The 24,505-nt window shown below is 68.1% G+C and carries 25 protein-coding genes; 10 read left to right on the plus strand and 15 right to left on the minus strand.

What is annotated here, in order from left to right; genetic code table 11:
• Positions 1 to 3: 3 nt before the first annotated feature.
• The 3 genes from ACWF9G_RS01680 to ACWF9G_RS01690 all read right to left on the minus strand — a co-directional run bounded on the left by ACWF9G_RS01680 (position 4) and on the right by ACWF9G_RS01690 (position 3,249).
• Positions 4 to 1,173 (minus strand): hypothetical protein, encoded by a 1,170-nt coding sequence (locus tag ACWF9G_RS01680; protein WP_452512884.1) that lies wholly within the window; start codon positions 1,171 to 1,173, stop codon positions 4 to 6.
• 101 nt (positions 1,174 to 1,274) lie between these two features.
• Positions 1,275 to 1,991, minus strand: coding sequence for a TetR/AcrR family transcriptional regulator (locus ACWF9G_RS01685; protein ID WP_379303409.1), 717 nt, complete (start codon positions 1,989 to 1,991; stop codon positions 1,275 to 1,277).
• Positions 1,992 to 2,019: 28 nt separating this feature from the next.
• The gene (locus ACWF9G_RS01690; RefSeq protein WP_452512885.1) at positions 2,020 to 3,249 is read right to left on the minus strand and encodes a cytochrome P450; all 1,230 of its coding nucleotides are present in this window, start codon (positions 3,247 to 3,249) and stop codon (positions 2,020 to 2,022) included.
• Between the two features lie 180 nt (positions 3,250 to 3,429).
• Here ACWF9G_RS01690 and ACWF9G_RS01695 point away from each other — a divergent pair, with 180 nt between their 5' ends.
• Positions 3,430 to 4,320 (plus strand): fructosamine kinase family protein, encoded by an 891-nt coding sequence (locus tag ACWF9G_RS01695; protein WP_452512887.1) that lies wholly within the window; start codon positions 3,430 to 3,432, stop codon positions 4,318 to 4,320.
• A 309-nt stretch (positions 4,321 to 4,629) separates the two neighbouring features.
• Entirely contained in the window at positions 4,630 to 5,589 is a 960-nt protein-coding gene (gene sph, locus ACWF9G_RS01700) for a sphingomyelin phosphodiesterase (RefSeq protein ID WP_452512889.1), read from the plus strand.
• Positions 5,590 to 5,670: 81 nt separating this feature from the next.
• Here the strand turns inward: sph and ACWF9G_RS01705 are convergent, their stop codons facing one another.
• The 4 genes from ACWF9G_RS01705 to sdhC are packed head-to-tail and all read right to left on the minus strand — an operon-like array spanning position 5,671 to position 9,067.
• Positions 5,671 to 6,441, minus strand: a complete 771-nt coding sequence (locus tag ACWF9G_RS01705; protein WP_379303395.1) for a succinate dehydrogenase iron-sulfur subunit — start codon at positions 6,439 to 6,441, stop codon at positions 5,671 to 5,673.
• Entirely contained in the window at positions 6,441 to 8,210 is a 1,770-nt protein-coding gene (gene sdhA / locus ACWF9G_RS01710; protein ID WP_379303393.1) for a succinate dehydrogenase flavoprotein subunit, read from the minus strand. The genes ACWF9G_RS01705 and sdhA overlap by 1 nt, the downstream gene beginning before the upstream one ends.
• A 16-nt stretch (positions 8,211 to 8,226) precedes the next feature.
• Positions 8,227 to 8,661: a succinate dehydrogenase hydrophobic membrane anchor subunit gene (locus ACWF9G_RS01715; protein WP_379303391.1), complete on the minus strand. Its 435-nt coding sequence runs from the start codon at positions 8,659 to 8,661 to the stop codon at positions 8,227 to 8,229.
• A 1-nt stretch (position 8,662) separates the two neighbouring features.
• Positions 8,663 to 9,067, minus strand: coding sequence for a succinate dehydrogenase, cytochrome b556 subunit (gene sdhC, locus ACWF9G_RS01720; RefSeq protein ID WP_379303389.1), 405 nt, complete (start codon positions 9,065 to 9,067; stop codon positions 8,663 to 8,665).
• A 290-nt stretch (positions 9,068 to 9,357) separates the two neighbouring features.
• Between sdhC and ACWF9G_RS01725 the strand changes: the two genes are divergently transcribed.
• From ACWF9G_RS01725 to ACWF9G_RS01735, 3 genes are all read left to right on the plus strand, one after another.
• Positions 9,358 to 9,771, plus strand: coding sequence for a cytidine deaminase (locus tag ACWF9G_RS01725; RefSeq protein ID WP_379303387.1), 414 nt, complete (start codon positions 9,358 to 9,360; stop codon positions 9,769 to 9,771).
• Between the two features lie 19 nt (positions 9,772 to 9,790).
• Positions 9,791 to 11,173, plus strand: coding sequence for a thymidine phosphorylase (locus ACWF9G_RS01730; RefSeq protein ID WP_452512892.1), 1,383 nt, complete (start codon positions 9,791 to 9,793; stop codon positions 11,171 to 11,173).
• Positions 11,174 to 11,269: 96 nt separating this feature from the next.
• Entirely contained in the window at positions 11,270 to 12,367 is a 1,098-nt protein-coding gene (locus tag ACWF9G_RS01735; RefSeq protein WP_452512893.1) for an adenosine deaminase, read from the plus strand.
• A gap of 119 nt (positions 12,368 to 12,486) precedes the next feature.
• Here ACWF9G_RS01735 and ACWF9G_RS01740 read toward each other — a convergent pair whose 3' ends face one another.
• From ACWF9G_RS01740 to ACWF9G_RS01760, 5 genes are read right to left on the minus strand one after another with little or no spacing between them, the layout of a single operon-like run.
• Positions 12,487 to 13,728: a primosomal protein gene (locus tag ACWF9G_RS01740; protein ID WP_379303381.1), complete on the minus strand. Its 1,242-nt coding sequence runs from the start codon at positions 13,726 to 13,728 to the stop codon at positions 12,487 to 12,489.
• 20 nt (positions 13,729 to 13,748) lie between these two features.
• Positions 13,749 to 14,090 carry a YbaB/EbfC family nucleoid-associated protein gene (locus tag ACWF9G_RS01745; protein ID WP_452512896.1) on the minus strand — a complete coding sequence of 114 codons (342 nt, stop codon included), beginning with the start codon at positions 14,088 to 14,090 and terminating at the stop codon, positions 13,749 to 13,751.
• A gap of 8 nt (positions 14,091 to 14,098) precedes the next feature.
• On the minus strand, positions 14,099 to 14,452 hold the full coding sequence (locus tag ACWF9G_RS01750) for a hypothetical protein (protein ID WP_379303377.1): 354 nt from the start codon (positions 14,450 to 14,452) through the stop codon (positions 14,099 to 14,101).
• Positions 14,449 to 15,579 (minus strand): C40 family peptidase, encoded by a 1,131-nt coding sequence (locus tag ACWF9G_RS01755; RefSeq protein WP_452512898.1) that lies wholly within the window; start codon positions 15,577 to 15,579, stop codon positions 14,449 to 14,451. Before ACWF9G_RS01755 ends, ACWF9G_RS01750 begins: the two co-directional genes overlap by 4 nt.
• Positions 15,576 to 15,905, minus strand: a complete 330-nt coding sequence (locus ACWF9G_RS01760) for a type VII secretion target (RefSeq protein WP_379303374.1) — start codon at positions 15,903 to 15,905, stop codon at positions 15,576 to 15,578. Before ACWF9G_RS01760 ends, ACWF9G_RS01755 begins: the two co-directional genes overlap by 4 nt.
• A 145-nt stretch (positions 15,906 to 16,050) precedes the next feature.
• On the opposite strand from ACWF9G_RS01760, the gene upp reads away from it, so the two are divergent.
• Entirely contained in the window at positions 16,051 to 16,674 is a 624-nt protein-coding gene (gene upp, locus ACWF9G_RS01765; RefSeq protein WP_379303372.1) for a uracil phosphoribosyltransferase, read from the plus strand.
• Between the two features lie 4 nt (positions 16,675 to 16,678).
• Here upp and ACWF9G_RS01770 read toward each other — a convergent pair whose 3' ends face one another.
• Both ACWF9G_RS01770 and ACWF9G_RS01775 read right to left on the minus strand, forming a co-directional pair.
• A complete protein-coding gene (locus tag ACWF9G_RS01770) occupies positions 16,679 to 18,181 on the minus strand; it encodes a phospho-sugar mutase (RefSeq protein WP_452512901.1) in 1,503 nt (500 codons plus the stop codon).
• Positions 18,182 to 18,961 (minus strand): purine-nucleoside phosphorylase, encoded by a 780-nt coding sequence (locus tag ACWF9G_RS01775; RefSeq protein WP_452512902.1) that lies wholly within the window; start codon positions 18,959 to 18,961, stop codon positions 18,182 to 18,184. It abuts the gene before it with no gap.
• A gap of 94 nt (positions 18,962 to 19,055) precedes the next feature.
• On the opposite strand from ACWF9G_RS01775, the gene ACWF9G_RS01780 reads away from it, so the two are divergent.
• The 3 genes from ACWF9G_RS01780 (at position 19,056) to ACWF9G_RS01790 (ending at position 22,296) form a co-directional block, all read left to right on the plus strand.
• Positions 19,056 to 19,757: an enoyl-CoA hydratase-related protein gene (locus tag ACWF9G_RS01780; RefSeq protein ID WP_379303364.1), complete on the plus strand. Its 702-nt coding sequence runs from the start codon at positions 19,056 to 19,058 to the stop codon at positions 19,755 to 19,757.
• 47 nt (positions 19,758 to 19,804) lie between these two features.
• Positions 19,805 to 21,007 carry a M20 family metallopeptidase gene (locus ACWF9G_RS01785; RefSeq protein ID WP_452512905.1) on the plus strand — a complete coding sequence of 401 codons (1,203 nt, stop codon included), beginning with the start codon at positions 19,805 to 19,807 and terminating at the stop codon, positions 21,005 to 21,007.
• Between the two features lie 125 nt (positions 21,008 to 21,132).
• A complete protein-coding gene (locus ACWF9G_RS01790; protein ID WP_452512939.1) occupies positions 21,133 to 22,296 on the plus strand; it encodes a M20 family metallopeptidase in 1,164 nt (387 codons plus the stop codon).
• A gap of 124 nt (positions 22,297 to 22,420) precedes the next feature.
• Here the strand turns inward: ACWF9G_RS01790 and ACWF9G_RS01795 are convergent, their stop codons facing one another.
• Positions 22,421 to 22,882 (minus strand): gamma-glutamylcyclotransferase, encoded by a 462-nt coding sequence (locus ACWF9G_RS01795; RefSeq protein WP_189030880.1) that lies wholly within the window; start codon positions 22,880 to 22,882, stop codon positions 22,421 to 22,423.
• A gap of 208 nt (positions 22,883 to 23,090) precedes the next feature.
• Here ACWF9G_RS01795 and ACWF9G_RS01800 point away from each other — a divergent pair, with 208 nt between their 5' ends.
• Positions 23,091 to 24,491, plus strand: coding sequence for an NAD(P)H-quinone dehydrogenase (locus ACWF9G_RS01800; protein ID WP_379303360.1), 1,401 nt, complete (start codon positions 23,091 to 23,093; stop codon positions 24,489 to 24,491).
• The last annotated feature ends 14 nt before the right edge of the window (positions 24,492 to 24,505 follow it).

Here is a 24,505-nt window from a genome sequence, read left to right on the forward strand (position 1 = left end):
GCCCTACTGTTCGATGTCGGCGGCGACGAGGCGGGCGATGGCGGTGGAGTCGGGCCAGTGGCGGGCTTCGAAGCGGGTGGGCTCGAGGGTGGGGAGAGGGGTGAGGCCGAGGATTTCCACGACGGTGGGGAAGGGGACGGTGCACAGGAGTTCGACTTCGTTGTTGTCGTCGCGACGCAGGAAGCGGACGACATCGGTTTCGGGGAGCAGGTATTCGACGCCCTCGCCCCAGACGACCGAGGTGAAGGCGCCGTCGGTGGATTCCTCGTAGTTGACGGTGGCCGCGTAGGCGGGGTCGATGTCGAGGTCGGGCAGTTCCAGGAATTCTTCGAAGGTGTTGTTGAGGTAGTCGGTCTGGATGCTGTACTCGGTCGCGGCCAGGCCTGCGCGGGCCCGCAGCGCCAGCGGCATCGACGGGTGCTCGCCCGCCTCGTCGAACGGGACGACCGCGCCGTCCTCGTTCACCGTGTACGCCTGCGGCGACACCGGGCGCGCGGCGTCGCGGTACTGCTGCTCCACCATCTCGAACACCTCGACCAGCAGCTCCGGATCGTCGGGAACGACCAGCAGCGAATCGTTTTCGGCGATGAAGGCGACCGGGCGAAACTCTCCGCCCGCGTATCCGGCCAGCCAGCCGGGCACCAGCAGCCACGAGGCGAAGTAGGAATCCCCGTCGTCGACGAACCGCAGGATCTGCAGGTCGTCGGGCGAGCCGGGCTGCGACAGCGCCGCCAGATTGTTCCGCGCTTCGGCGAACACCTGCTCGGCGGTGACACCCCATGTCGCGGGCTGGTCGACGCAGACGAACGACCGGGTCCGTGGCAGATCGACGACGACCACCTCGTCGATGAACGGGAACGCCGCCCGATGCAGCGGCCGCGGTCCGTCCTGGCCGAGCGTCACCGGCCGCAGCACCGAGCGCAGCATCGGCCGGACCGAATCCCAGTCCTCCGGCACCTCGTCCGAACTGGTCATCGCCGCGACGAACGCGGTGATCCGTTCGCCGCTCTCCTCGGCGTCCAGGTGCTGGCACTCGCGAAAGATGTTGTCCAGGTAGATAACCCGTCCGTCGCTGTGATGCACGCTGAACTCGTCGGCGGAGTATTCGGCATCACCGACCCCGTGGGCCCGCACACTCGTCATCACGGTCTGCACGAACTGCTCGCGCTCCATCGCCAGTCACTCCCCGTCCCTCTCGGTTACCGCTCGATCTTGACCCACCGCACCGACAGAGTCGAGACGTCCGTGGCGATCGAACTCGCGACCAGGACTTTTCAGCCGGCGAAACCGGTGGTGCGGGCCAAGTCGGCGAGCATGGCGTCGAACATGACTTCCGGGTCGGCCAGGGGGATGGGGTAGTTGCCGAAGACCTCGAGGGTGACATGGCCGAACAGCCGGGCCCAGATCTGCACCATCAGGTACGTGACGCCGAGATCCAGCTTCTCGGCCGGGAACTTCTGCCCGGACTCCGAGAGCATGGCGAGCAGTTCGGTCTGGAAACCGATGAGGTCGTCGCGGAGTTCGGCAGGGATGGTCTCGCCCGGCGGGGTCGCGATCTCGAAGCCGGCCAGCAGCCTGCCCGCGGCGGCGAGGAAGATCCGGCCGAAGGGCTCGTCGAAGCGGCGCATCATCGACCGGCCCGAGGTGGGCGAGGCGAACACCAGGGTGAATTCCCTGGGATTCGCCAGCGCCCACCGCCGGAACCCCCGGCAGATGGCCAGGAACTGCACTGCGCCGTCGTCGGGCAGCGGTTCGATCTCGGCCGAGAGGTACTCGGCCAGATCGGCGCAGAACTCCACCCGCATCCGCTCGATCAACTCGTCGCGCGAGGCGTAGTGCCGGTACAGCGCGGGCGCGGTGACCCCGAGTTCGCGGGCGATCGCCCGCAGAGTGACCGCGTCCGGACCCTGCTCGGCCAGCAGCGCCCGCGAGACCCGCCGGATATCGGCATCGGTCACCACCGGCGCACGGCCACGCGCCTTGCCCGTCACCCGGCTACCCCCTCGATCACGTCTCGGTTCAAGCGTATTCGACTTCCCAGCGCTTGATGCCGTTGAGCCAGCCGCTGCGCAGCCGCACCGGATCGGCGACCTGGCGCAGATTCGGCATCGCGTCGGCGATGGCATTGAACATCAGGTCGATCTCGAGGCGGGCGAGATTGGCGCCGACACAGTAGTGCGTGCCGGTGCCGCCGAAGCCGACGTGCGGGTTGGGGTTGCGCAGCACATCGAATTCGAAGGGGTTGGCGAAGGCTTCCTCGTCGAAATTGGCCGAGCTGTAGAACAATCCGATCCGCTGGCCCTTCATGATCTGCTGACCGCCGAGTTCCAGGTCGCGGGTGGCGGTGCGCTGGAACGCGGTCACCGGTGTCGCCCAGCGCACGATCTCGTCCGGTGCGGTGCGCGGGCGCTGCTCCTTGTAGAGCTCCCACTGGTCGGGGTTGTCGACGAAGGCCTTCATGCCGTGGGTGATCGAGTTACGGGTGGTCTCGTTGCCCGCGACCGCGAGCAGGATGACGAAGAACGCGAACTCGTCCGAGCCGAGGTGCTCGCCGTCGACGTCGGCGTTGACCAGCTGGGTGACGATGTCGGACGCGGGACACCCGCGCCGCTGCTCGGCCATGTTCCAGGCGTAGCCCATGACCTCGGCCGTCGCGGTGTGGTGATTGCCCTCGAACTCCGGATCGTCGTAGGAGATCATCTGGTTGGTCCAGTCGAACAGCTTCATCCGGTCTTCCTGCGGCACGCCGATCAGCTCGGCGATGGCCTGCAGCGGCAGTTCGCACGCGACCTGCTCGACGAAGTCACCCCGCCCCGTCTTCTTGGCCTCCCACACGATCCGCTCGGCCCGCTCGGTGAGCGCCGCCCGCAGATTCTCCACCGAGCGCGGCGTGAATCCCTTGGACACGATCCGCCGGATCTTGGTGTGCTGCGGCGGATCCAGGTTCAGCATCAGCATGTTGCCGAGCATGTCGATCTGCTCGCGGGTGGTTTCCTCGTTGAACCGGATGATGGCGGTGTTCTCGTGCGAGGAGAAGTCGTCGGGATTCTTCGAGATCTCCTTGATGTCGGCCAGCTTGGACACCACCCAGTAGCCACCGTCGTCGAACCCGCTGGCCCGGTCCGGCTGCGCGCACCACCAGACCGGCGCTGTCCGCCGCAACTCGGCGAACTCCTCGATCGGCAATCGGGTGGCCAGCAGGTCTGGGTCGGTGAAATCGAATCCTGCCGGGATGTTGGGGCTGATCACGGGTGTCTCCTCCGGTCCGTCACGCCGCTCTCGCAGGTGATGTAGAACACGTTCCGAGACCATGAGACCACGCCGACCGGGTTTATGAACAGTGTTTAGTAATACCTGTTTACAAAAAGTGGTCGCGGCATTCGGGCGGTTCGCCGACCGTGCTCGCCGCCGGATGGGCAAGATGGCCGCGTGGACCTGCCGTTTCTGCGAGCGCACCCGGATCTGCTGCCGACCTTTCTCGCGCATCAGCGGCTGCGCACGACACCTGTCACGGGTGGCTCGATCTGTGTCGCCGAGCGGATCGTGCTCGACGACGGGACGCACCTGTTCCTCAAGACCTGGCCGGGTGGCGCTTCCGCCGCGCCGACGGCTGAGTCCACGGCTGCGCCCGCCGGTCTCTTCGCGGCAGAGGCGCAGGGTTTGCGCTGGCTGCGCGAGGCGGGCGGTGTCGCGGTGCCCGAGGTCTACGCGGTCACCGAAGAGCTCCTGCTGATGGAGTGGATCGACCACGCCGACCCGAGTCGCGCGGCCGCCGAACGATTCGGCGCGGCACTGGCGCACACCCACCGAGCGGGCGCCCCGGCCTTCGGCGCCACCACCGACGGCTTCCTCGGCGGCCTACCCCTGGACAACACTCCCGGCGACGACTGGCCGACCTGGTACCGCGAGCACCGCATCCTGCCGTACCTGAAACTCGCCGTCGACGCGGGCGCCCTCGACCCCGCCGACGCCGCCACCGTCGAATCGATCCACATCGAAGCCCCACCCGAACCCCCGTCCCGCATCCACGGTGACCTCTGGCCCGGCAACGTCCTCTGGGGCCCCGCCGACACCCCCTGGCTGATCGACCCCGCCACCCACGGCGGCCACCGCGAAACCGACCTCGCCACCCTCACCCTCTTCGGCGCCGCCCCCCACTTCCCCCGAATCATCGCCGCCTACAACGACATCCACCCCCTCGCCCCCGACTGGCAATCCCGCATCCCCCTCCACGCCCTCCCCCTCCTCCTTGCCCACGCCATCCTCTTCGGCCGCCCCTACCGCACCGCCGTCCTCGACGCCGCAGCCCCCTACATCTAGCGGTCTTCGCCTACCCGCTCGGCGAAGGCGCCGATGAGCCACCATCCGATCGTGCCGACGATCATCGTCGCGAGTCCGCCGACGAGTAGCACCGATCCGGGCAGGACGTCGATACCGTCGATCGACCCGGTGACCGCATGTTGCCCCTAGCGCTCTGCGGTTCTCGATGCCGCCGCTCGGTGTCGTCGGCCCGCACTGCGCACCAACACCCCCTGAATTGGGGATTACAAAGTTACGTTGCATGTAACGTTTTGATGTCGAGGATGCCGAGCGCTCGCCGGTGTAGTGATCGCATGATCAAAATGCCTCATGTTCAAACGCTTGATACTCGCCGTCCTGTGCGGCACCGCTGCGCTGCTGCACGTCGCCACACCCGCGGCCGCGGCGCCGAAAGCCGATCCGAAGATCGCTTCCTACAACGTGTTCATGCTTCCCGAAGCCCTCTACCCCAACTGGGGGCAGGAGCAGCGCGCCGACCTGGTTGCCCAGCAGAACGTCCTGGCCGGCCAGGACGTGGTGGTGCTCCAGGAGCTGTTCCACAACGAGGGTGGCGACCGGCTGCTGAACAATCTGAAGCAGACCTACCCGAACCAGACGCCCGTGGTCGGTCGATCCCGCTCCGGCTGGGATGCCACCCAGGGGTCGTACTCCGCTACCACGCCCGAGGACGGCGGCGTCGCCATCGTCAGCCGCTGGCCGATCAGCCGCAAGGTCCAGTTCGTGTACAAGGACGCGTGCGGCGCGGACTGGTTCTCCAACAAGGGCTTCGCCTACGTGAAACTGGCCGCGCCGAGCGGTCCGGTGCACGTGATCGGCACGCACATGCAGTCCGAAGACGACGGGTGCAGTTCGGGGCAACCCGGTCAGATGCGGGCCAAACAGCGCGCCCAGATCAAGGCCTTCCTCGCTTCGGAACGTATCCCCGCCACTGAGCCGGTGTATGTGGCGGGCGATATGAACGTGATCGAATCCAGCGCCGAATACCCGTCCATGCTCGCCGAACTCGGTGCCGTCGGCCCCGAGCATTCCGGTCACCCGTTCTCCTGGGACTGCCGCGACAACACTGTCTGTGTCGACCAATACAGTCCCGAATACGCCTCCGAGCACCTCGACTACGTCCTGCCCATCAACGGCCACCCGGTCCCCGGCCGCTACGTCAACGAAACCCGCCGAGCGAAGAGCCCGAGCTGGAGCGTCACCAGCGCAGGCACGACATATACCTATACCGACTACAGCGACCACTACCCGGTCTTCGGCTACGCAGGCTGAGTTACCTGGGCGAACGCCGAGAACACGGCGAAGGCCGCCTCCATCGAAAGATGAAGGCGGCCTTCGCCGGACCGGGGGAGGTCAGCGGGTGAAGAGCAGGGCCCGCTTGACTTCCTGGATGGCCTTGGTGACCTCGATGCCGCGGGGGCACGCGTCGGTGCAGTTGAAGGTGGTGCGGCAGCGCCACACGCCTTCGACGTCGTTGAGGATGTCGAGACGCTCGCGGGCGCCTTCGTCACGGCTGTCGAAGATGAAGCGGTGGGCGTTCACGATCGCGGCCGGGCCGAAGTAGCTGCCGTCGCTCCAGTACACGGGGCAGGAGGTGGTGCAGCAGGCGCACAGGATGCACTTGGTGGTGTCGTCGAAGCGGGCGCGGTCGTGCTGGGACTGGATGCGCTCGCGGGTCGGTTCGTTACCCGAGGTGATCAGGTACGGCTTGACGGCACGGAAGGCGTCGAAGAACGGCTCCATGTCGACGACGAGGTCCTTCTCCACCGGCAGGCCGCGGATCGGCTCGACGGTCATGGTGAGGTGCTTGTCGCCCTTGGGCAGCAGGTCCTTCATCAGCACCTTGCAGGCCAGCCGGTTCACACCGTTGATCCGCATCGCGTCCGAACCGCACACGCCGTGGGCGCAGGAGCGCCGGAAGGTGAGGGTGCCGTCCAGGTAGGACTTGATGTAGATCAGCACGTTGAGGAAGCGGTCGGTCGACAGGACCGGCACCTGGAACGAATCCCAGTACGCGCCCTTGTCGTTCTCGGTGCTGAACCGGGCCACCTTGACGGTGACCATGACCGAGCCCTCGGGAACGGGGGCCGGCTTCTGCGTGGTGGGTTCGGCTACAGCAGTCATCAGTACTTACGCTCCATCGGCTCGTAGCGGGTCTGCACCACCGGCTTGAAGTCGAGGCGGATCTCGGAGATGAGCTCCGGACCCTCCTTGTAGGCCATGGTGTGCCGCATGAAGTTCGTGTCGTCGCGGTCCGGGTAGTCGTCGCGAGCGTGGCCGCCACGCGATTCCTTGCGGTTGAGCGCGCCGACCACGGTCACCTCGGCCAGCTCGAGCAGGAAGCCCAGCTCGACGGCCTCGAGCAGGTCGCTGTTGTAGCGCTTGCCCTTGTCCTGCACCGTGATCCGGGTGTAGCGCTCCTTGAGCGCGTGGATGTCGGTGAGGGCCTGCTTGAGGGTGTCCTCGGTACGGAACACCGCGGCGTTCATGTCCATCGAATACTGCAGCTCGGTGCGGATGTCGGCCACCCGCTCGTTGCCGTGGTCGGACAGGATCAGCGACAGCCAGTCCTGCACCATCTGCGCCGGGTTCTCCGGCATCTCGACGAACTCGGTGCGCTGGGCGTACTCGGCGGCCGCGATACCCGCGCGCCGGCCGAACACGTTGATGTCCAGCAGCGAGTTGGTGCCGAGACGGTTGGCGCCGTGCACGGAGACGCACGCGCACTCACCGGCGGCGTAGAGGCCGGGGACCACGTCGGTGTTGTTGCGCAGCACCTCGCCACGGATGCGGGTGGGGATACCGCCCATCACGTAGTGGCAGGTCGGCATGACCGGCACGAGCTCCTTGACCGGGTCGACGCCCAGGTAGGTGCGCGCGAACTCGGTGATGTCGGGCAGCTTCTCCTCGAGCACGTCCTCGCCGAGGTGGGTCACGTCGATGTAGACGTAGTCCTTGTTCGGCCCGGCGCCACGGCCCTCGAGCACCTCGAGCACCATCGAGCGGGCGACGATGTCACGCGGCGCGAGGTCCTTGATGGTGGGGGCGTAGCGCTCCATGAAGCGCTCACCGGAGGCGTTGCGCAGGATGCCACCCTCACCACGAACAGCCTCGGAGATGAGGATGCCGAGGCCGGCGAGGCCTGTCGGGTGGAACTGGTGGAACTCCATGTCCTCGAGCGGCAGGCCCTTGCGGAACACGATCGCCATGCCGTCGCCGGTCAGCGTGTGCGCGTTCGAGGTGGTCTTGTACATGCGGCCCGAGCCGCCGGTGGCGAACACGATCGACTTCGCGTGGAAGACGTGGATCTCGCCGGTGGACAGCTCGTAGGCGACGACGCCGGTGGCGACGGGGCCACGCTCGGACTCGGTCATCACCAGGTCGAGCACGTAGAACTCGTTGTAGAACTCGACGTCGTGCTTGACGCAGTTCTGGTAGAGCGTCTGCAGGATCATGTGACCGGTGCGGTCGGCGGCATAACACGCGCGACGCACGGGCGCCTTGCCGTGGTCACGGGTGTGGCCACCGAAACGACGCTGGTCGATCTTGCCCTCGGGCGTGCGGTTGAACGGCAGGCCCATCTTCTCCAGGTCCATGACCGCGTCGATGGCCTCCTTGGCCATGATCTCCGCGGCGTCCTGGTCGACCAGGTAGTCACCACCCTTGACGGTGTCGAAGGTGTGCCATTCCCAGTTGTCTTCTTCGACGTTGGCCAGCGCGGCGCACATGCCACCCTGGGCAGCGCCGGTGTGGCTGCGGGTCGGGTACAGCTTGGTCAGGACCGCGGTGCGAGCCCGGGGGCCTGCCTCGATCGCCGCGCGCATACCCGCGCCACCGGCGCCGACGATGACGACGTCGTAGCGATGCTCCTGAATCGGACGGGATTCACTCATGCGAGGTGGCCTGTTCCTAACCGGTGATGTTGGGATCGAAGGTGAAGATGACGTACGTGCCGACGCTCACGATGAGGATCATCGAGACCACCAGGATGGTCTTGAGCCAGAATCGGGTGGAGTCCTTGCGGGAGTAGTCATCGATGATGGTGCGCAGGCCGTTGCCGCCGTGCAGCTGAGCCAACCACAGCATGGACAGGTCCCAGAACTGCCAGAACGGGCTGGACCAGCGACCGGCCACGAACGCGAAGTTCAGGCGGTTCACGCCACCATCGATCATCAGCATGATGAACATGTGGCCGAGCACCAGGATGATCAGGAACAGGCCCGAGATGCGCATGAACAGCCACGCGTACTTCTCGAAGTTGCCGTTCGAGTTCGCCCGAGGGGACCGGGGGGCGTCGAGGCTGGCGGGGCGATCGTAGGACTTGCCGAGGACAGGTGCAGACATATCAGTGCTCCGTCAGCAGGTAGAAGAACTGGCGGCCGATGCCGGCGGCAGAGACCAGAACCCAGATGGCCAGCACGATCCAGAGCATCTGCTTCTGGAAGCGGGGGCCCTGCGACCAGAAGTCGACCAGGATCACGCGGACGCCGTTGAGGGCGTGGAACAGGACCGCGACGACGAGCCCCATCTCCATCAACGCGACCACAGGGTTCTTGTAGATGGCGATGGAGTGGTCATAGGTATCCGGGTTGACCCGGACCAGCGCTGTGTCCAGTACATGCACGAAGAGGAAGAAGAACAGCGTGACACCGGTGATCCGGTGCAGCGCCCACGACCACATGCCGGGGTCGCCGCGGTACAGGCTCTTCCGCTTCGGCTGGGCCGGAGCCGGAGCTTCTATCGTGGTCATAGAGTGCGGTGCCTCCAACGTCGTTGATGGACCCGGTCACAGATCCGACGCCGGCGTGCGTGGAGAGGCAAATGCCCAGGTGGCTGCGCTGTGTTCTCGAGCGCTGGCCCGCCGCCGGGAACCTGAACCGATCTTTGGCTGACTCTAATCCTCTCTGTTTCGCGGAACTAATTCGGCGTGCCGTGCGTTGCGTGCGAATCAGCCGAGTTAGGTTTACCTTTCTCGATGCCGGATACTGGTGCGGAGGCCTGATTGCCGACGCGTTCGGCGGGATCGGCTGGAGGTTCGCGATGCGCGAAATCGACTGGAATACCTTGCATGACAAGGCAATTCACGCTATGGGCCTGGCGTATGCGCCGTACTCGGGTTTCCCGGTCGGTGCGGCAGCTCTCACGACGGCCGGTCGAATTGTGAGCGGTTGCAATGTGGAAAATGTCTCATATGGGCTAACCCTGTGCGCCGAATGTGTACTCGTCGGTAACTTATTCGCAACCGGTGGCGGGCGTCTCATTGCGGTCTCGGTGACCGATTCCCGAGGGGAAATCCTCATGCCGTGTGGGCGGTGCAGGCAGCTGTTGTTCGAGCACGGTGGGGGCGAGTTGCTCGTCGCGCACGCGGAGGGGCCGAAGGCGCTGAGCGAGCTGCTGCCGTACGCGTTCGGGCCGGACGATCTGGCGGCCGGTCAGACTGGCAAAGGCGCGTAGCCACTGATTTAGTGTGCACATGGGTAACTCGTCGGGGACGAACGAACGCTCCACGCACTTGCCGCCAGTCGCCGACGCGAGCCCGCCCGTGCCTGGGTCTGGCTTGAAGGCGCGGGGAGGCGGCCACAGCGCGGTATCGGTCATCAGGGTCAAGCGCGACGGCGGCGAGCTGTCGGATGCGCAGATCGACTGGGTGGTGGACGGGTTCACGCGGGGGATCGTGGCCGACGAGCAGATGTCGGCGCTGGCCATGGCGATCCTCTGGCGGGGGATGACCCGGCGCGAGACCGCCCGCTGGACCGCGGCGATGATCGCCTCCGGCAGCCGGATGGACTTCACCGACCTGCCTCGGCCCACCGTCGACAAGCATTCGACCGGCGGCGTCGGCGACAAGATCACCCTGCCGCTGGCCCCGCTGGTGGCGGCCTGCGGGGCGGCGGTGCCGCAGCTGTCGGGCCGCGGACTCGGCCACACCGGCGGCACGCTGGACAAACTCGAGTCGATCCCGGGCTGGCGGGCCGATGTCACGGTGCCAAGGATGCGCGAGATCCTGGCCGACCCGGCGATCGGCGCCGTGGTGTGCGCGGCGGGCGCGGATCTGGCCCCCGCCGACAAGCGGCTCTACGCGCTGCGCGACGTCACGGGCACGGTCGAGTCGATTCCGCTGATCGCCAGCTCGATCATGAGCAAGAAGATCGCCGAGGGCACGGCGGCGCTGGTCCTGGACGTGAAGGTCGGGTCCGGCGCGTTCCTCAAGACCCTCGACGGTGCGCGGGAACTGGCGTCCGCGATGGTCAAGCTGGGCCGCGACGCCGGCGTGCACACGGTCGCGCTGCTCACCGCGATGGACACCCCGCTCGGCCGGACCGCGGGCAACGCGCTCGAAGTCGCCGAGTCGGTGGAGGTGCTCGCGGGTGGGGGACCGGCCGACGTGGTGGAACTGACCCTCACCCTCGCCCGCGAAATGGTCGCCCAGGCCGGGCTGGACATCGACCCCGCCGACGCCCTCGCCGACGGCAGGGCCATGGACCACTGGCGCGCGATGATCCAGGCACAGGGTGGCGACCCGGACGCGGCGCTGCCGGTGGCGCGGTACACCGAGGTCGTCCGGGCCGAATCCACCGGCGTCCTCACCCGGCTCGACGCGATGGGCGTCGGCATCGCCGCCTGGCGGCTCGGCGCGGGCCGTGCCCGGCAGGGGGAACAGGTCCAGGCGGGTGCTGGCATCGAAATGCACGCCAAACCCGGCGATTCTGTGGTGGCGGGTCAGCCGTTGCTCACCCTGCACACCGATACCCCGGAGGCGTTCGAGGGGGCATTGGCGGCACTCGTCGACGCGGTAACCATTCAATCCGCTCCGGATGGAAAGCCCGGTGAGCTGGTACTCGGGCGGATCGGCTGACTGCGCCACCTCGTGTTCTGCCGGCCGCCGGCGAATCGACAGCGGCACTTAATCTGGCTGGAAGACGCGGGGAGGCGGACCAGCTACCGTCTAAACATGACTGGACCGGCGCCCCTTGACCTTGCTTCGATCCGACGCGCACCGAAGGCTTTGCTGCACGATCACCTCGACGGTGGTCTGCGGCCCGCGACGGTGCTGGAACTCGCCGCCGACTGCGGCTACGACGAATTACCCGCTTCCGACGCCGAGAGTTTGGGGGCGTGGTTCCGCGACGCCGCCGACAGCGGGTCGCTGGAGCGGTATCTGGAAACCTTCGACCACACGGTTGCCGTGATGCAGACCCCGGAGGGGCTGCGTCGGGTGGCGCGCGAGTGCGCGATCGACCTCGCTGCCGACGGTGTGGTCTATGCCGAGGTGCGGTTCGCGCCCGAGCAGCACCTGGAGAATGGGCTCACCCTCGACGAGGTCGTCGAGCACACCATCGAGGGGTTCCGCGAGGGTGAGGCGATCGCCGCCGCGCAGGGCAACATCGTCCGGGTGACGTGTCTGCTCACGGCGATGCGGCATGCGGCCAGGTCGAGGGAGATCGCCGAGCTGACGGTGCGGTTCCGGGATCGTGGCGTCGGAGGCTTCGACATCGCGGGCGCCGAGGCAGGCTTCCCGCCCACCCGGCACCTCGATGCCTTCGAGTATCTGCGAGCCAACCACGCGCACTTCACGATTCACGCGGGCGAGGCGTTCGGCCTGCCCTCCATCCACGAGGCGCTCGCGTTCTGCGGCTGCGATCGGCTCGGCCACGGCGTGCGCATCACCGACGACATCACCGTGCCCGGAAATATCGAGGACGCTCAGCTCGGCCTGGTCGCCAACTATGTGCGCGACATGCGGGTTCCGCTGGAACTGTGTCCGTCGTCGAATGTGCAGACCGGCGCTGTGCCCTCGCTGGACAAGCATCCGTTCGACCTGCTCGCCCGCCTGCGTTTCCGGGTCACCGTCAACACCGACAACCGGCTGATGAGCGACACCACCATGAGCGAGGAGATGCTCAAACTGGTCGACACCTTCGGCTACGGCTGGAGCGACCTGGAGCGGTTCACCATCAACGCCATGAAGTCGGCGTTCATCCCGTTCCCGGACCGGCTCAAGATCATCGACGAGGTGATCAAGCCGGGGTACGCGGTGCTGCTGGGATGAGGCGAGGACATGGGTAACTCACCGGGGACGGGCTGAAATGGCTCGGAGCGTTACCGGAAGCCGCGTCGCTACCGGTAACGCTCCTGAGTCTGGCCTGAAATCGCGGAGAGGCGGGACGGCTATTCGCTGACGAGCCGTGCCTCGAAAGCGCGCTGCAGGTCACGGAACTGCTGTGCCTCGGCGGCGAACGGCGGGTTCGGCGCCATCCGGTTCGGGTCGGGGTTGAGCAGGTAGGAGATGTACCAGCCGAGCGGAGTCGACGGTGCCAGCGCCTGTTCCACGCTGTCGTCGTCGGCGTAGTCGGCGGCGTCGCTGAACAGTTCGACGGCCAGGTCGAGCTGTTCGACGTCGACCGCTTCCGGGCCCTCGGCGAGATCGTCGACCAGACCGGTGAGCACGTAGACGTTCTCGTCGGTCACCTCGACCTCGAGCGAACCGTCGACCGCCGCGGTCTGCACCTCGGCGAAGGTGGAGACGCGGGCGAGCTCGTGCTCGTGATCGTCGGCCAGGTAGCGGGCCAGCGCGCGCTCCGAACCGAACACGGTGATGGTGCGGCCGTTGCCGAGGAAGATCGGTTCGTCGTCGAGGTAGCAGCGCAGGGTGTACTGCTCGCCGTCGGAGGTGACGATCTTGACCGGGTCGATGCCGACCTCGTGCCAGAACGACTCGTCCTCGTCTTCGTCGTCCTCGGCGTCGAGGTCGACGTTCTCGAACTCCTCGTCCTCCTCGGCGACGTCGTCGGCGTCGACCACGTTCTCCTCGGCGGCCAGCAGCTCGGCCTCGGCGACGGCGATCGCGGCCGCGTCGACCTCGGGCGTGCTGACGACGCTGTCGATCGCGTCGAGCACGTCGTCCCAGCCCTTGACGATCGCGGCGCCGACCTGATCCCACAGCTCCTCGCCGTCGCGGCCCGCGAACGTGTTCGCGCCGCTTGCCAGCGCGCCGAGCACCGGGTTGGAGCCGAAGAACTTGGTCACCACATCGAGCTCGCACACCTCGCCGATGTTGCGCACCATCGCCAGGGTGTCCTCGAGCTCGCCGACGACATCGACGTCAGGATCGCCGGCGGCGAGCTCGGGCACGGCGACCAGATCGAAGGTGAAGTTCTCCTCCGGCTCCAGTTCCGCGGCCGAGAGCCCGGCGATGATCGCCCAGGCGGGGTGGTCGACGAGGTCGTTGTCGGTGTTGGTGCGGATGAACGCCGCCAGCTCCGCAACGGACTCGAAACCGTAGAGGTCGTCCTCGTGACCGAGGAACGCCTCCCACTCGTCGTCACCGTCGCGCCAGCGCGGTGCCCACAGGGTGACGAGATCGCCATCGGTCAGACCGAGCTCGATCGGGACGATGTCTCCAGAAGCCATGACGCGAAGCCTATCGACCTTCAGCGCCGGGCACTATCCGGCCCGGGTGCTAATTGCTCAGACCCCTGCGGCGCGGACCCCGTGAGCGATTCGTTCAGTGTCGCAATGATGTTGGAACGTGCCGCACCGGCGCTCTCGGTGGCCTGTTTGCACGCCGTCAGGATCAGCTGCGCTGCCTCGGCGGGTGCCAGCGCCGTGATCCCCTCGTCCAGGGACAACGCGACCAGTGCGCCGTCGCTGTTCACCTCGGCGGTGACCAGTCCGTCCTCGGTGGTGAATCGCCCGTTGACCTGCTTCAACCCGTACAGCGCCGCCTCCAGCGCCTCGAGCTTGCCGGTGACACCGGCGACCAGGGCATCCATTTCCGCACTCACAGTGGCCTCATCCAACTCGTCTGACCGGTGTCGGCGTCGTCGATGCGATCGAGCTCGTCGACCGCCTGGCGCCGGGTGGGCAGGTTCATCCGGTCCAGCAGCTCGTCGGGGATCTGCGCCTGTTCGCTGTAGATCTCCCGCAGGCGGGCCGCGGCCGCGATGGTCGAGCGCCGGGTCAGGCGCAGGATCTCATCGGCGAGCGCCTGCGCACCGTACTGGTATTCGCTGCGCTCGAACTTGATCGCGATCGGCAGGCCCATGCTGGTCGCGCGGACCGAGATCGTGCCCGACCGGTTGGTGCTGACCGCGGACTCCACATTGGGAACCTCGGGGATCGGCGTGCCGGTCATGCGGTGGGCCTGTAGAAGCCGTAGAACTCCATGCCAATGTTCTCCGTTCGGATGTCACTGATCGAGACCGGGTCGCCTGCCTCGACGAGCTGCCCGTTGCCGACCACCATGGCGACGTGACCGTCCCACACGGCCAGATCGCCCGGCATCAGGTCACCGGGGGATACCTGAGGATGTCCGATGTGCTGTTCCTGCGCGAGCCGGGGCAGCTCGACCCCGGCCTCGCCGTAGGCGTATTGCGTGAGCCCGCTGCAGTCGATGCCGGAGCCTGGGCTGTTGCCACCCCACACGTACGGGGTGCCGACCGCGCTGATCGCGGAGCGGACCGCGGTCGCCGCCTCCTCGTTGGGCGCTTCGACGGTGCTGCCGTCGGGCAGGGTGATCTTGACGCCGGTTCCGTCGGACCCTGTCGACGATCCGGACGACGACCCCGTCGAGGTCTTGCCGCCGTTGTTGGTTGTGCCGTTGGTACCCGACTTCGAGCCGCTCGACGTGCTGCTCAGTGCGCTCGACAAGCCGGAGGAGACGGCGCTCAGCACCGAACCGCCGGTGCCGGACAGCAGGCTCGAGGCCGACGACGCGAGGCTGGTCGCGCCCGAGGACGCGCTCGCCAGCGAGGTGCTCGACGGGGCTGGGGTGAGTTCCTGGATCGACGCGGTCTGGGTGCTCAGCTCGTCCTGCACCCGGCTGACGACGCCGAGGCCCTGACCGATGTGGTCGATCGCCGAGCTCACCACGGCGGCCAGACCGACGGGGGTGCCGAGGGTGGGACTGAGCGCGGACACATCGCTGAGGAAGGAGTTCACGACGGTGTCGAGGTCCTTCTGCCCGGTCTCCACGTAGGCCGCGGCCTGATCGAGCACCGTCGCCATCTCGTTGCCCGTATCGGACAGGGAGGCCGAGGAGGTCTGCACGCGCAGCGCCTTGGAGGTGGCAGCGTCGACCGCCATGCCGTCCCACGCGGTGTTCACGTTGTTGATGGCGTTGCGGCCGAGGTCGTAGATCTGATCGAGGTTGGTCGAGGTCGAGCGCAGTCCGTCGGACGCGCCGCCGGTGCCGAGCACGCCGGTGCCGAAGCTGGACAGCAGGTCGAGGAGCGGTTGGGCCAATCCGCTGACGTCGATCATGCTTCGACACCGATGTCGCCGGCGGCCGAAGTGAGCGGGGCCGCGTTGTCGACGTCGGTGTCGACGAGGGTGGTAGCCGCGCTCGCGGTGGCCACGCCCATGCTCGCCATGACCGCCGACAGCTGGCCGATCGCGGCCACATGGCCCGCGTGCGCCGCCGCGTAGGCGGTGACGAAATCGCCACCGATCAGGCCCATGATCGGACCGAGGAGGGTGGGATCGGAGGCGACCGAACCGGCTGCCGCCGTTGCCAAATCGGTGGCCATGACCTCGGCGGTCGCGCTATAGGCGACGATACCTTCGGCATCGGCCGACATCTTGCGCATCGAACTTCCCCCAATCCTCGAGTTCCCGGGCAGAGTATGTCACTCACTTGCTTCGACGCACCGGGGCCGCATTCGGTTCCCACGACCGCAAAAAATATCCCCAGCAGTCGTACCCCGGAGCGCCTCGCGACCCTATCGTTTTTTCATGCGCACCGACACCGTCGACCATCCACTCGCCGCGACCCTGCTGAGCATCATGCGGGACGTCCGCACCGACAACGCCGCCTTCCGCACCGCATTGCGCGACCTCACCGGCATTCTCATGTACGAGGCGCTGCGTGACGCGCCGGTGGTGCGGGAATCGATCGACACGCCGGTGGCGGTCACCGAGGGCATCCGCCTCGCCGCTCCGCCGCTACTCGTTCCGGTGCTGCGCGCCGGCCTCGGGATGGTCTACGCCGCCGCCGAACTCGTGCCCCAGGCCAGGGTGGGCTTCGTCGGCATCGCCCGCGACGAGGAGACCCACCAGCCCGTGCCCTACCTGGAATCGCTGCCCGCCGACCTGACCGGCCTGCCCGTCTTCGTGCTCGACCCGATGCTCGCCACCGGCGGCTCGATGCGCTACACCCTCGAACTCCTTGTCGCCCGCGGCGCCACCGACATCACCGCGGTCTGCGTCGTCGCCGCCCCCGAAGGCGTTGCCGCCCTGGCCGACTCGGGCCTGCCGGTTCGCCTGGTCACCGCCGTCATCGACGAGAAACTCAACGAGAACGCCTACATCGTCCCCGGCCTCGGCGACGCGGGCGACCGCCAGTTCGGCCCGCGCTGAATTCTCAGCGGTCGCCGAGGGACCGGCAGTAGGCGGCCAGCTCGGCGAGGCGGTGGGCGGCCGTGGTGCGTGCCTGCGGGAGGGTGGTGGCGTCGGGAACCGGACCGAAGACTTCGAGGTAGCACTTGAGTTTTGGTTCGGTGCCCGATGGACGGACGACGATGCGGAAGTCGTCGGCGTCGAAGATCAGGGCGTCGGTGCGCAAGCGGCCGCGGACCTCGGCCTGGTCGGTGAATTTCACCGGGGTGCCCGCGATTTCGCTGGGCGGGTTCGCGCGCAGGGTGGCGGCGAGGGTGCTCGCTGCGGCCTGGTCGGGGAGGCGTAGGGACACCTGGTCGCCTGCGTGCAGGCCGAACTCGACCGCGTAGGAATCGAGTTCGTCCTGCAAGGTGCGGCCGTCGGCCTCCAGCAGGGCGACGAGGTCGGCGGCCGACACCGCGGCGGAGATCCCGTCCTTGTCGCGGACCGTGGCCGGGTCGACGCAGTGGCCGATGGCTTCCTCGTAGGCGTAGACGAGGCCATCGCCCGCCCTGGCCAGCCATTTGAAGCCGGTGAGGGTCTCGGCGTAGCGGGCCGATCGGGCCGCGGCCAGCTTCGAGAGCAGGCGCGAGGAGACGATGGTGGTGGCCACCAGGGGGTCGGCGGTCGCGGTGCGCAGGACGTAATCGGCCAGCAGGGCGCCGGTTTCGTCGCCGCGCAGCATGCGCCAGCCGTGCGGGCCGGGGATGCCGACGGCGCAGCGATCGGCATCGGGATCGAGTGCGATCGCGAGATCGGCGTCGACCCGCTCGGCGAGCGCCAGCAGCAGGTCGGCGGCGCCGGGCTCCTCGGGGTTCGGGAACGCGACGGTGGGGAAGTCGGGGTCGGGGGCGAACTGCTCGTCGACGACGTGCACGTCGGTGAACCCGGACGCGGCCAGCGCCCGCACCGCGAGCTCGCCACCGACGCCGTGCAGCGGGGTCAGCGCGATGCGCACCGGGGCCCGCTCGCCCTCGCCACCGAGGACACCGGGCAGCTCGGCGACCCGCGCGAGGTAGCGGTCGACCAGTTCTGCGCCGGAGGGGGAAACAGATTCCCGCGCAACAGGTTCGACGACCGCGTCGATGCACTGCTCGATCTCGGTGTCGGCGGGCGCGATGAGCTGGGAGCCGCCGTCCAGGTACACCTTGTAGCCGTTGTCGGCGGGCGGATTGTGCGAGGCGGTGATCTGCACCCCCGCCACCGCACCCAGCTGCCGGACGGCGAAGGCCACCACCGGTGTCGGCACCGGCTCGGGCAGCAGCGTCACGGGAAAGCCTGCCGCCGTGAAGATCTCGGCGGTCGCGGTCGCGAACTCGGCCGACCCGTGCCTGGCGTCGCGCCCGACGACCACCGCGCCGCCACCGAGGCACCGCTCGCGCAGCCAGGCCGCCACACCGGCCGTCGCCCGCGACACCGTGGTCACATTCATGCCGTCCGGGCCGTCGCGCAGTGGTCCGCGCAGGCCCGCGGTCCCGAAGCGCAGCATCTACACGCGCTCCAGGATCCCGCGCAGCAGCTTGCCGAGGCGGGGCGCGGCGGCCTGGCCCTCGGCGAGCACCTCCGCGTGCGACAGATGCTGACCGGTGACGCCTGCCGCCAGATTGGTGACCAGCGAGATGCCGAGCACCCTGGCCCCACGCGAGCGCGCCTCGATCGCCTCGAGCACCGTCGACATGCCGACCAGATCGGCACCGATCGTGGCCAGCATGCGGATCTCGGCGGGCGTCTCGTACTGCGGACCGGTCAGGCCCGCGTAGACACCCTCGGTCAAGCTGGGGTCGATCTCCCTGGCCAGGGTGCGCAGTTCCGGGTCCCAGGCGTCGACCAGGTCGACGAATCGGGCGCCTTCCAGCGGCGTGCGCGCGGTGAGATTGAGATGGTCGGCGATGAGCACCGGCTCACCGACCTGCAGACCGGGCCTGATCCCGCCCGCGGCATTGGTGAGCAGCACGATCTCGGCGCCTGCCGCGATCGCCGCGGTCACCGGGTGCACCACCTGCTGGGGCGTGTAGCCCTCGTACAGATGCTGACGACCCATCAGCAGTAGCACGTTGTTGTCGTTCACCGGCACCGAATGGACCATCCCACCGTGGCCCTGCGCGCTGGGTTTACCGAAGCCGGGTAACTCCGGCATGGCGATCGAGGCATGCGGCGCGCCGATCTCGGCCGCTGCCTCCTGCCACCCCGATCCCAGCACCACCGCCACGCGATGACGCGGCACTCCCGTACGTTCGGCGATCGCCTGAGCGGCCTGTTCGGCAAGCATGGCGCAAGTGTATGACCGCGGTCGTCCCCGCGTCGCGTCCGCGGTTACTACCCGCGAGTAGGTGACGCTGCCAGCTGCGGTTATTCTTCCCCGCATGCCGTATTTGGAGCGCTCCGGTGATGTGTTCGTCCTCTACCTCGGGAACGAGGGTGAGACCGACAACGAGAACCGTTTCTCGCCGGACTGGATCGATGCCTTCCACGCCGCACTCGACGAGGTCGAGGCGTCCGAGGGCGCTGCCGCGCTGGTCACCGTCGCGACCGGCAAGTTCTACAGCAATGGCCTCGACACCGACTGGCTGTTCGGCAACCTCGACAAGATCCACGGTTACCTGGACAGCGTGCACACCCTGTACACCCGGCTGCTGACGTTCCCGATGCCGACGGTCGCCGCCGTCAACGGCCACGCGTTCGGCGCGGGCGCGATGCTGGCCTCCTCGCACGACTTCCGGGTGATGCGCGGTGACCGCGGCTTCTGGTCGCTGCCCGAGGTGCACCTGGGCATGCCCTTCACCATCGGCATGAACGGGCTGCTCAAGGGTCGCCTCAGCAACCAGGTGTGCGTGCAGGCCATGACCACCGGCCACCGCTTCGGCGCCGACGAGGCGATCGCCGCGGGCATCGCCGACGCCAAGGCCGACGCCGACGAGGTGCTGCCCGCCGCCATCGCGCGCGCCGCCGCCCTGACGAGCCTGCGCAAGCCGATCACCCCGATCATCAAGACCGCGCTGCACGCCGAGACCCTCGCCGCGCTGGCCACCCCCGTCACCCCGGAGAACCTCCCCTTCGGCAACTGACCGCTCGCCGGTGCGCCGGTGACACCCCGGAATGCAAGACTGGGGGTATGGCACTCTCGCGCACCGGCGAATTCTCGGCCACCGCGTCCGATGCCGCGATCGACGCGGCATCGGCGGAGCTGATCGCCCTCTCGCACGCGATCCACGCCGAACCGGAGCTCGCGTTCGCCGAGACGCGCAGCGTCGCCAAGATCCTCGCGCCGCTGGTCGAGCGAGGTTTCGACATCACCCCCGGCATCGCGGGCCTGCCGACGGCGTTTCGCGCCGTCTACGGCAGCGGCCCGCTGACCGTCGGTATCTGCGCCGAATACGACGCCCTGCCCGAGATCGGGCACGCCTGCGGGCACAACATCATCGCCGCGTCCGCGGTCGGCGCCGCCGTCGGACTCGCCGAAGTCGCCGATGAGCTGGGTCTGACCGTCGTCGTCCTCGGCACGCCCGCGGAGGAGAGCGGCGGCGGCAAGGTGCTGATGCTCGACGCGGGCGCCTTCGACGACCTCGCGATGGCGATGATGGTCCACCCCGGCCCCGCCGACATCGTGGGCGCCCGCTCGCTGGCGCTGGCCGACCTGTCGATCGTCTTCCACGGCCGCGAGGCCCACGCCAGCGCCGCGCCCGAGCTCGGCCGCAACGCGGGCGACGCGGTGACCCTGACCCAGGTTGCCGTCGGCTTGCTACGGCAGCATTTACGCCCTGGCCAGCAACTCCACGGTATAGTCTCTGACGGTGGCGTAGCCCCCAACATCGTGCCCGGACGGGCGGAGTTGCTGTACTACCTCCGCGCGGCCGATTCCGCGTCACTCGACGACCTGATGCGACGAGCGAAAGCGTGTTTCGAGGCGGGCGCCCTGGCAACCGGCTGCACCCACGACATACGGACGCTCGCGCCCACCTATACCGAGCTCACCCCCGATCCGGTTCTTTCGGCTGTCTACCGCGCGCAGATCACCGGATTGGGCAGGGTGCCGATCGCACCCGAGCTCGAGGTGCTGCGTCCACTCGGGAGCACCGACATGGGCAACGTCACCAATGTGATCCCCGGTATCCACCCGGTGATCGGCATCGATGCCGGTGGCGCGGTGACCCATCAGCCGGACTTCGCCGCGGCCGCGGTGAACGCCTCGGCGGATCGGGCGGTACTCGACGGCGCGCTGGCGCTGGCACGTACCGCTGTCGCTATAGCACGCGATGAAGTACACAGAGACAGGTTGTTGCAACGGCTGGTCGACCGACAGGAGGACATTCGGTGAGCATTTCCGGCTATTCGGGCACCGCGCGCGCAGGCGCCGAGGCGCTATCGGTGGGCGTGGGCGCCCACTCGATGATGCGCGAGAACGCGGCGTGTCCGACCATGCCGGACGCCGGACGAATCGACATGTCAGGAACCGAGATCGTCGACGCGTGGCTGGCCGAGCACACGGCCGACCTCGTGCAATGGCGCAGGCACATCCACGCAAACCCCGAACTGTCGCGCGCGGAGTTCGCCACCACCGAGTTCGTCACGGGCTGGCTGAGCAAGGCCGGGCTGACCTGGCAGGTGCTGCCCGGTGGCACCGGCCTGATCTGCGACCTCGGCCCGTCCGACGGTCCGCGGATCGCCCTGCGCGCCGACATGGACGCGCTGCCCATGCAGGAGTTCACCGGCCTGAGCTTCGCCTCGACCGTGCCGGGCGTCTCGCATGCCTGCGGGCACGACGCGCACACCACGGTGCTGCTCGGCGCCGGGCTCGCGCTCGCCGAGGCGCAGGACACGCTGCCGGTCGGCGTGCGGCTGGTGTTCCAGCCCGCCGAGGAGGTGATGCCGGGCGGCGCGATCGACGTCGTCGCCGCGGGCGCGATGCAGGGTGTCGACCGGATCTTCGCGCTGCACTGCGATCCGCGGCTCGAGGTCGGCAAGGTCGGGCTGCGGACCGGCGCGATCACCTCGGCCGCCGACACCGTCGAGCTGGTGCTCGACTCGCCCGGCGGGCACACCTCGCGCCCGCACCTGACCAGCGATCTGGTCTACGCGATCGGCACCGTGATCACCGGGCTGCCCGGTCTGCTGAGCCGCCGGGTCGATCCGCGCACCAGCACCGTGATGGTGTGGGGCGCGGTGAGCGCGGGCAAGGCACCCAACGCCATCCCGCAGACCGGCATGCTCACCGGCACCGTCCGCACCGGCGACCACGCCACCTGGCTGCTGCTGGAACCCCTGGTCCGCGAGATCGTCGACGGCCTGCTTGCCCCGACCGGCGTGCGCTACCAGCTCAACTACAAGCGCGGCGTCCCGCCGGTGGTCAACGACCCTGCCTCGACCCTGCTGTTCGAGAACGCCGTCCTGGCGATGGGTCCCGACGCACTGGCCGACACGCCGCAGTCCGGCGGCGGCGAGGACTTCTCCTGGTACCTGGAGGAAGTCCCGGGCGCGATGGGCCGCCTCGGCGTCTGGTCGGGCACCGGCGACCAACTCGACCTGCACCAGCCCACGTTCGACATCGACGAACGCGCTCTGGCTGTGGGTGTCCGCACTCTCACGAACATCGTTCTTCAGGCCTAGCAGGACAGAAGTACATGGGTAACTCACCGGGTACGAGCTAACCCAAACACCACACGACCGCCAGCCGCCGACGCACAGTCAGCGGCTGGCGAGTCCGGCCAAAATTCGCGGGGAGGCGGGACTGCTAGGCGCCGGGGCCGACGTTTTTGCTGTTTCGGGTGCGCAGGGCGTGCACGTAATCCTCAGGGGCGCCTGCCTTTTCGGCGGCATCGGCGATGACACCGATGTAGCGCGCCGAGGGCAGCCCACCCTCGTAGGCGTCCAGCACATACAGCCAGGCCAGCCGGGACTCGCCCTGGGTGCCGGTGACGCGGAGCCGGATCTTCTTGTGGATCCCGAAGTCGGAGCCCTCCCATCGGTCGAGGCGCTCCTCGTCCTCGGGGGAGACGTCGTAGAGGACGACGAACACCCGGGAGCCCGGATCCTCGACGACGGTGGCCAACGGCCCTTCCCAGCCGATGTCGTCACCGGCGAAGGTCAGGCGCCAACCTTCCAGCCACCCGGTCCCGGACATGGGCGAATGCGGGCAGCGTTCCAGCATCTGCGTCGAGTCCATGTTGGACCCGTAAGCGGCATAGATCGGCACCTCACGAACTGTAGCCAATAACAGCAGCGGAATTCCTGTCTCCCACCCAGATCGGCTGACGGTCACAGTCGTGGCGTGGCCGAACACGCCGAACATGTTCACCGATCCGGCCCGGGCCTGTCACCGCGCACCTGAAAGGATGGGGCGACAGTACGGGCGGGTCCTCACAAGGGACGCGGCCGATCAGGCGAATACAGGGAGCGTGGCTGTGGCACGGATTGCGATCATCGGTGGCGGACCGGCGGGATACGAGGCGGCGCTGGTAGCGGCCCAGCACGGGGCGTCGGTAACCCTGGTGGACGCCGACGGTATCGGTGGCGCGTGTGTGCTGTGGGATTGCGTGCCGTCCAAGACCTTCATCGCCTCGACCGGTCTGCGTACCGATCTGCGCCGCGCGCGTGACCTGGGCATCACCCTCGACGCCGACCAGGCCAAGGTGCACCTGCCCGAGGTGAACGGCCGTGTGAAGGCGCTCGCGCTGGCGCAGTCCGCCGATATCCGGGCGAAGCTGCAGGCCGCGGGCGTGCAGCTGCTGTCGGGCCAGGGCGAATTGGTCGGTCCGGCCCCCGGTTTGGCGCACCGTGTCCGCGCCACGCTGGCCGACGGCAGCACCGAGGAGTTCGAGGCCGAGGTCGTGCTGATCGCGACCGGCGCCAGCCCGCGCGTGCTGGCCGGCGCCGAGCCCGACGGCGAGCGCATCCTGAACTGGCGTCAGCTCTACGACCTGCAGGAACTGCCGGAGACCCTGGTGGTGGTCGGTTCCGGCGTCACCGGCGCCGAGTTCGTCTCGGCGTACACCGAGATGGGCGTGCGGGTGAAGCTGGTCTCCAGCCGCGACCGGGTGCTGCCGGGCGAGGACGCCGACGCGGCGCTCGTGCTGGAGGAGGCGCTCGCCGAGCGCGGCGTGGAGCTGGTCAAACACGCCCGCGCCGATGCGGTGGAGCGCACCGCCGAGGGCATCGTGGTGAAGCTGTCCGACGGGCGCACCGTGACGGGCTCGCATGCGCTGATGACCGTCGGCTCCACCCCGAACACCCAGAACCTCGGCCTCGACCGGGTCGGCATCGAACTCGATCGCGGCGGATACCTTCGCGTGGACCGGGTTTCGCGCACCTCGGTGCCCGGCATCTACGCCGCGGGCGACTGCACGGGTCTGCTGCCGCTGGCCTCGGTGGCCGCGATGCAGGGCCGGATCGCGATGTACCACGCGCTGGGTGAGGGCGTGAGCCCGATCCGGTTGAAGACAGTGGCATCGGCGGTGTTCACCCGTCCGGAGATCGCGACGGTCGGTGTCAGCCAGACCGCCATCGACAACGGCGAGGTGCCTGCGCGCACGGTGATGCTGCCGTTGAACACCAACCCGCGCGCGAAGATGTCGGGGCTGCGGCGCGGCTTCGTGAAGATCTTCTGCCGCCCGGCGACCGGCGTGGTGATCGGCGGTGTCGTGGTCGCGCCGATCGCCTCGGAACTGATCCTGCCGATCGCGCTGGCGGTGCAGAACAACCTCACCGTCACCGATCTGGCGCAGACGTTCTCGGTGTATCCGTCGCTGACCGGTTCGGTCACCGAAGCGGGTCGTTTGCTGATGCGCCACGACGACCTGGACTGAGCGGTCCCCGCCGG

It is taken from the genome of Nocardia sp. NPDC055029, assembly GCF_053608525.1.

Bases quoted from the DNA above. Each gene is read 5' to 3' on its own strand.
- ACWF9G_RS01745 (WP_452512896.1), bottom strand. From the start codon at position 14,090: ATGGATGCCCTGGTCGCCGGTGTCACCGGCAAGCTCGAGGCGCTGGAG.
- ACWF9G_RS01725 (WP_379303387.1), top strand. From the start codon at position 9,358: ATGCGCGAAATCGACTGGAATACCTTGCATGACAAGGCAATTCACGCT.
- sph (WP_452512889.1), top strand. From the start codon at position 4,630: ATGTTCAAACGCTTGATACTCGCCGTCCTGTGCGGCACCGCTGCGCTG.
- ACWF9G_RS01755 (WP_452512898.1), bottom strand. From the start codon at position 15,579: ATGATCGACGTCAGCGGATTGGCCCAACCGCTCCTCGACCTGCTGTCC.
- sdhA (WP_379303393.1), bottom strand. From the start codon at position 8,210: ATGAGTGAATCCCGTCCGATTCAGGAGCATCGCTACGACGTCGTCATC.
- ACWF9G_RS01790 (WP_452512939.1), top strand. From the start codon at position 21,133: ATGTCAGGAACCGAGATCGTCGACGCGTGGCTGGCCGAGCACACGGCC.
- upp (WP_379303372.1), top strand. From the start codon at position 16,051: ATGCGCACCGACACCGTCGACCATCCACTCGCCGCGACCCTGCTGAGC.
- ACWF9G_RS01780 (WP_379303364.1), top strand. From the start codon at position 19,056: ATGCCGTATTTGGAGCGCTCCGGTGATGTGTTCGTCCTCTACCTCGGG.
- sdhC (WP_379303389.1), bottom strand. From the start codon at position 9,067: ATGACCACGATAGAAGCTCCGGCTCCGGCCCAGCCGAAGCGGAAGAGC.
- ACWF9G_RS01785 (WP_452512905.1), top strand. From the start codon at position 19,805: ATGGCACTCTCGCGCACCGGCGAATTCTCGGCCACCGCGTCCGATGCC.
- ACWF9G_RS01680 (WP_452512884.1), bottom strand. From the start codon at position 1,173: ATGGAGCGCGAGCAGTTCGTGCAGACCGTGATGACGAGTGTGCGGGCC.
- ACWF9G_RS01740 (WP_379303381.1), bottom strand. From the start codon at position 13,728: ATGGCTTCTGGAGACATCGTCCCGATCGAGCTCGGTCTGACCGATGGC.
- ACWF9G_RS01730 (WP_452512892.1), top strand. From the start codon at position 9,791: ATGGGTAACTCGTCGGGGACGAACGAACGCTCCACGCACTTGCCGCCA.
- ACWF9G_RS01735 (WP_452512893.1), top strand. From the start codon at position 11,270: ATGACTGGACCGGCGCCCCTTGACCTTGCTTCGATCCGACGCGCACCG.
- ACWF9G_RS01705 (WP_379303395.1), bottom strand. From the start codon at position 6,441: ATGACTGCTGTAGCCGAACCCACCACGCAGAAGCCGGCCCCCGTTCCC.
- ACWF9G_RS01775 (WP_452512902.1), bottom strand. From the start codon at position 18,961: ATGCTTGCCGAACAGGCCGCTCAGGCGATCGCCGAACGTACGGGAGTG.
- ACWF9G_RS01715 (WP_379303391.1), bottom strand. From the start codon at position 8,661: ATGTCTGCACCTGTCCTCGGCAAGTCCTACGATCGCCCCGCCAGCCTC.
- ACWF9G_RS01750 (WP_379303377.1), bottom strand. From the start codon at position 14,452: ATGACCGGCACGCCGATCCCCGAGGTTCCCAATGTGGAGTCCGCGGTC.
- ACWF9G_RS01770 (WP_452512901.1), bottom strand. From the start codon at position 18,181: ATGCTGCGCTTCGGGACCGCGGGCCTGCGCGGACCACTGCGCGACGGC.
- ACWF9G_RS01760 (WP_379303374.1), bottom strand. From the start codon at position 15,905: ATGCGCAAGATGTCGGCCGATGCCGAAGGTATCGTCGCCTATAGCGCG.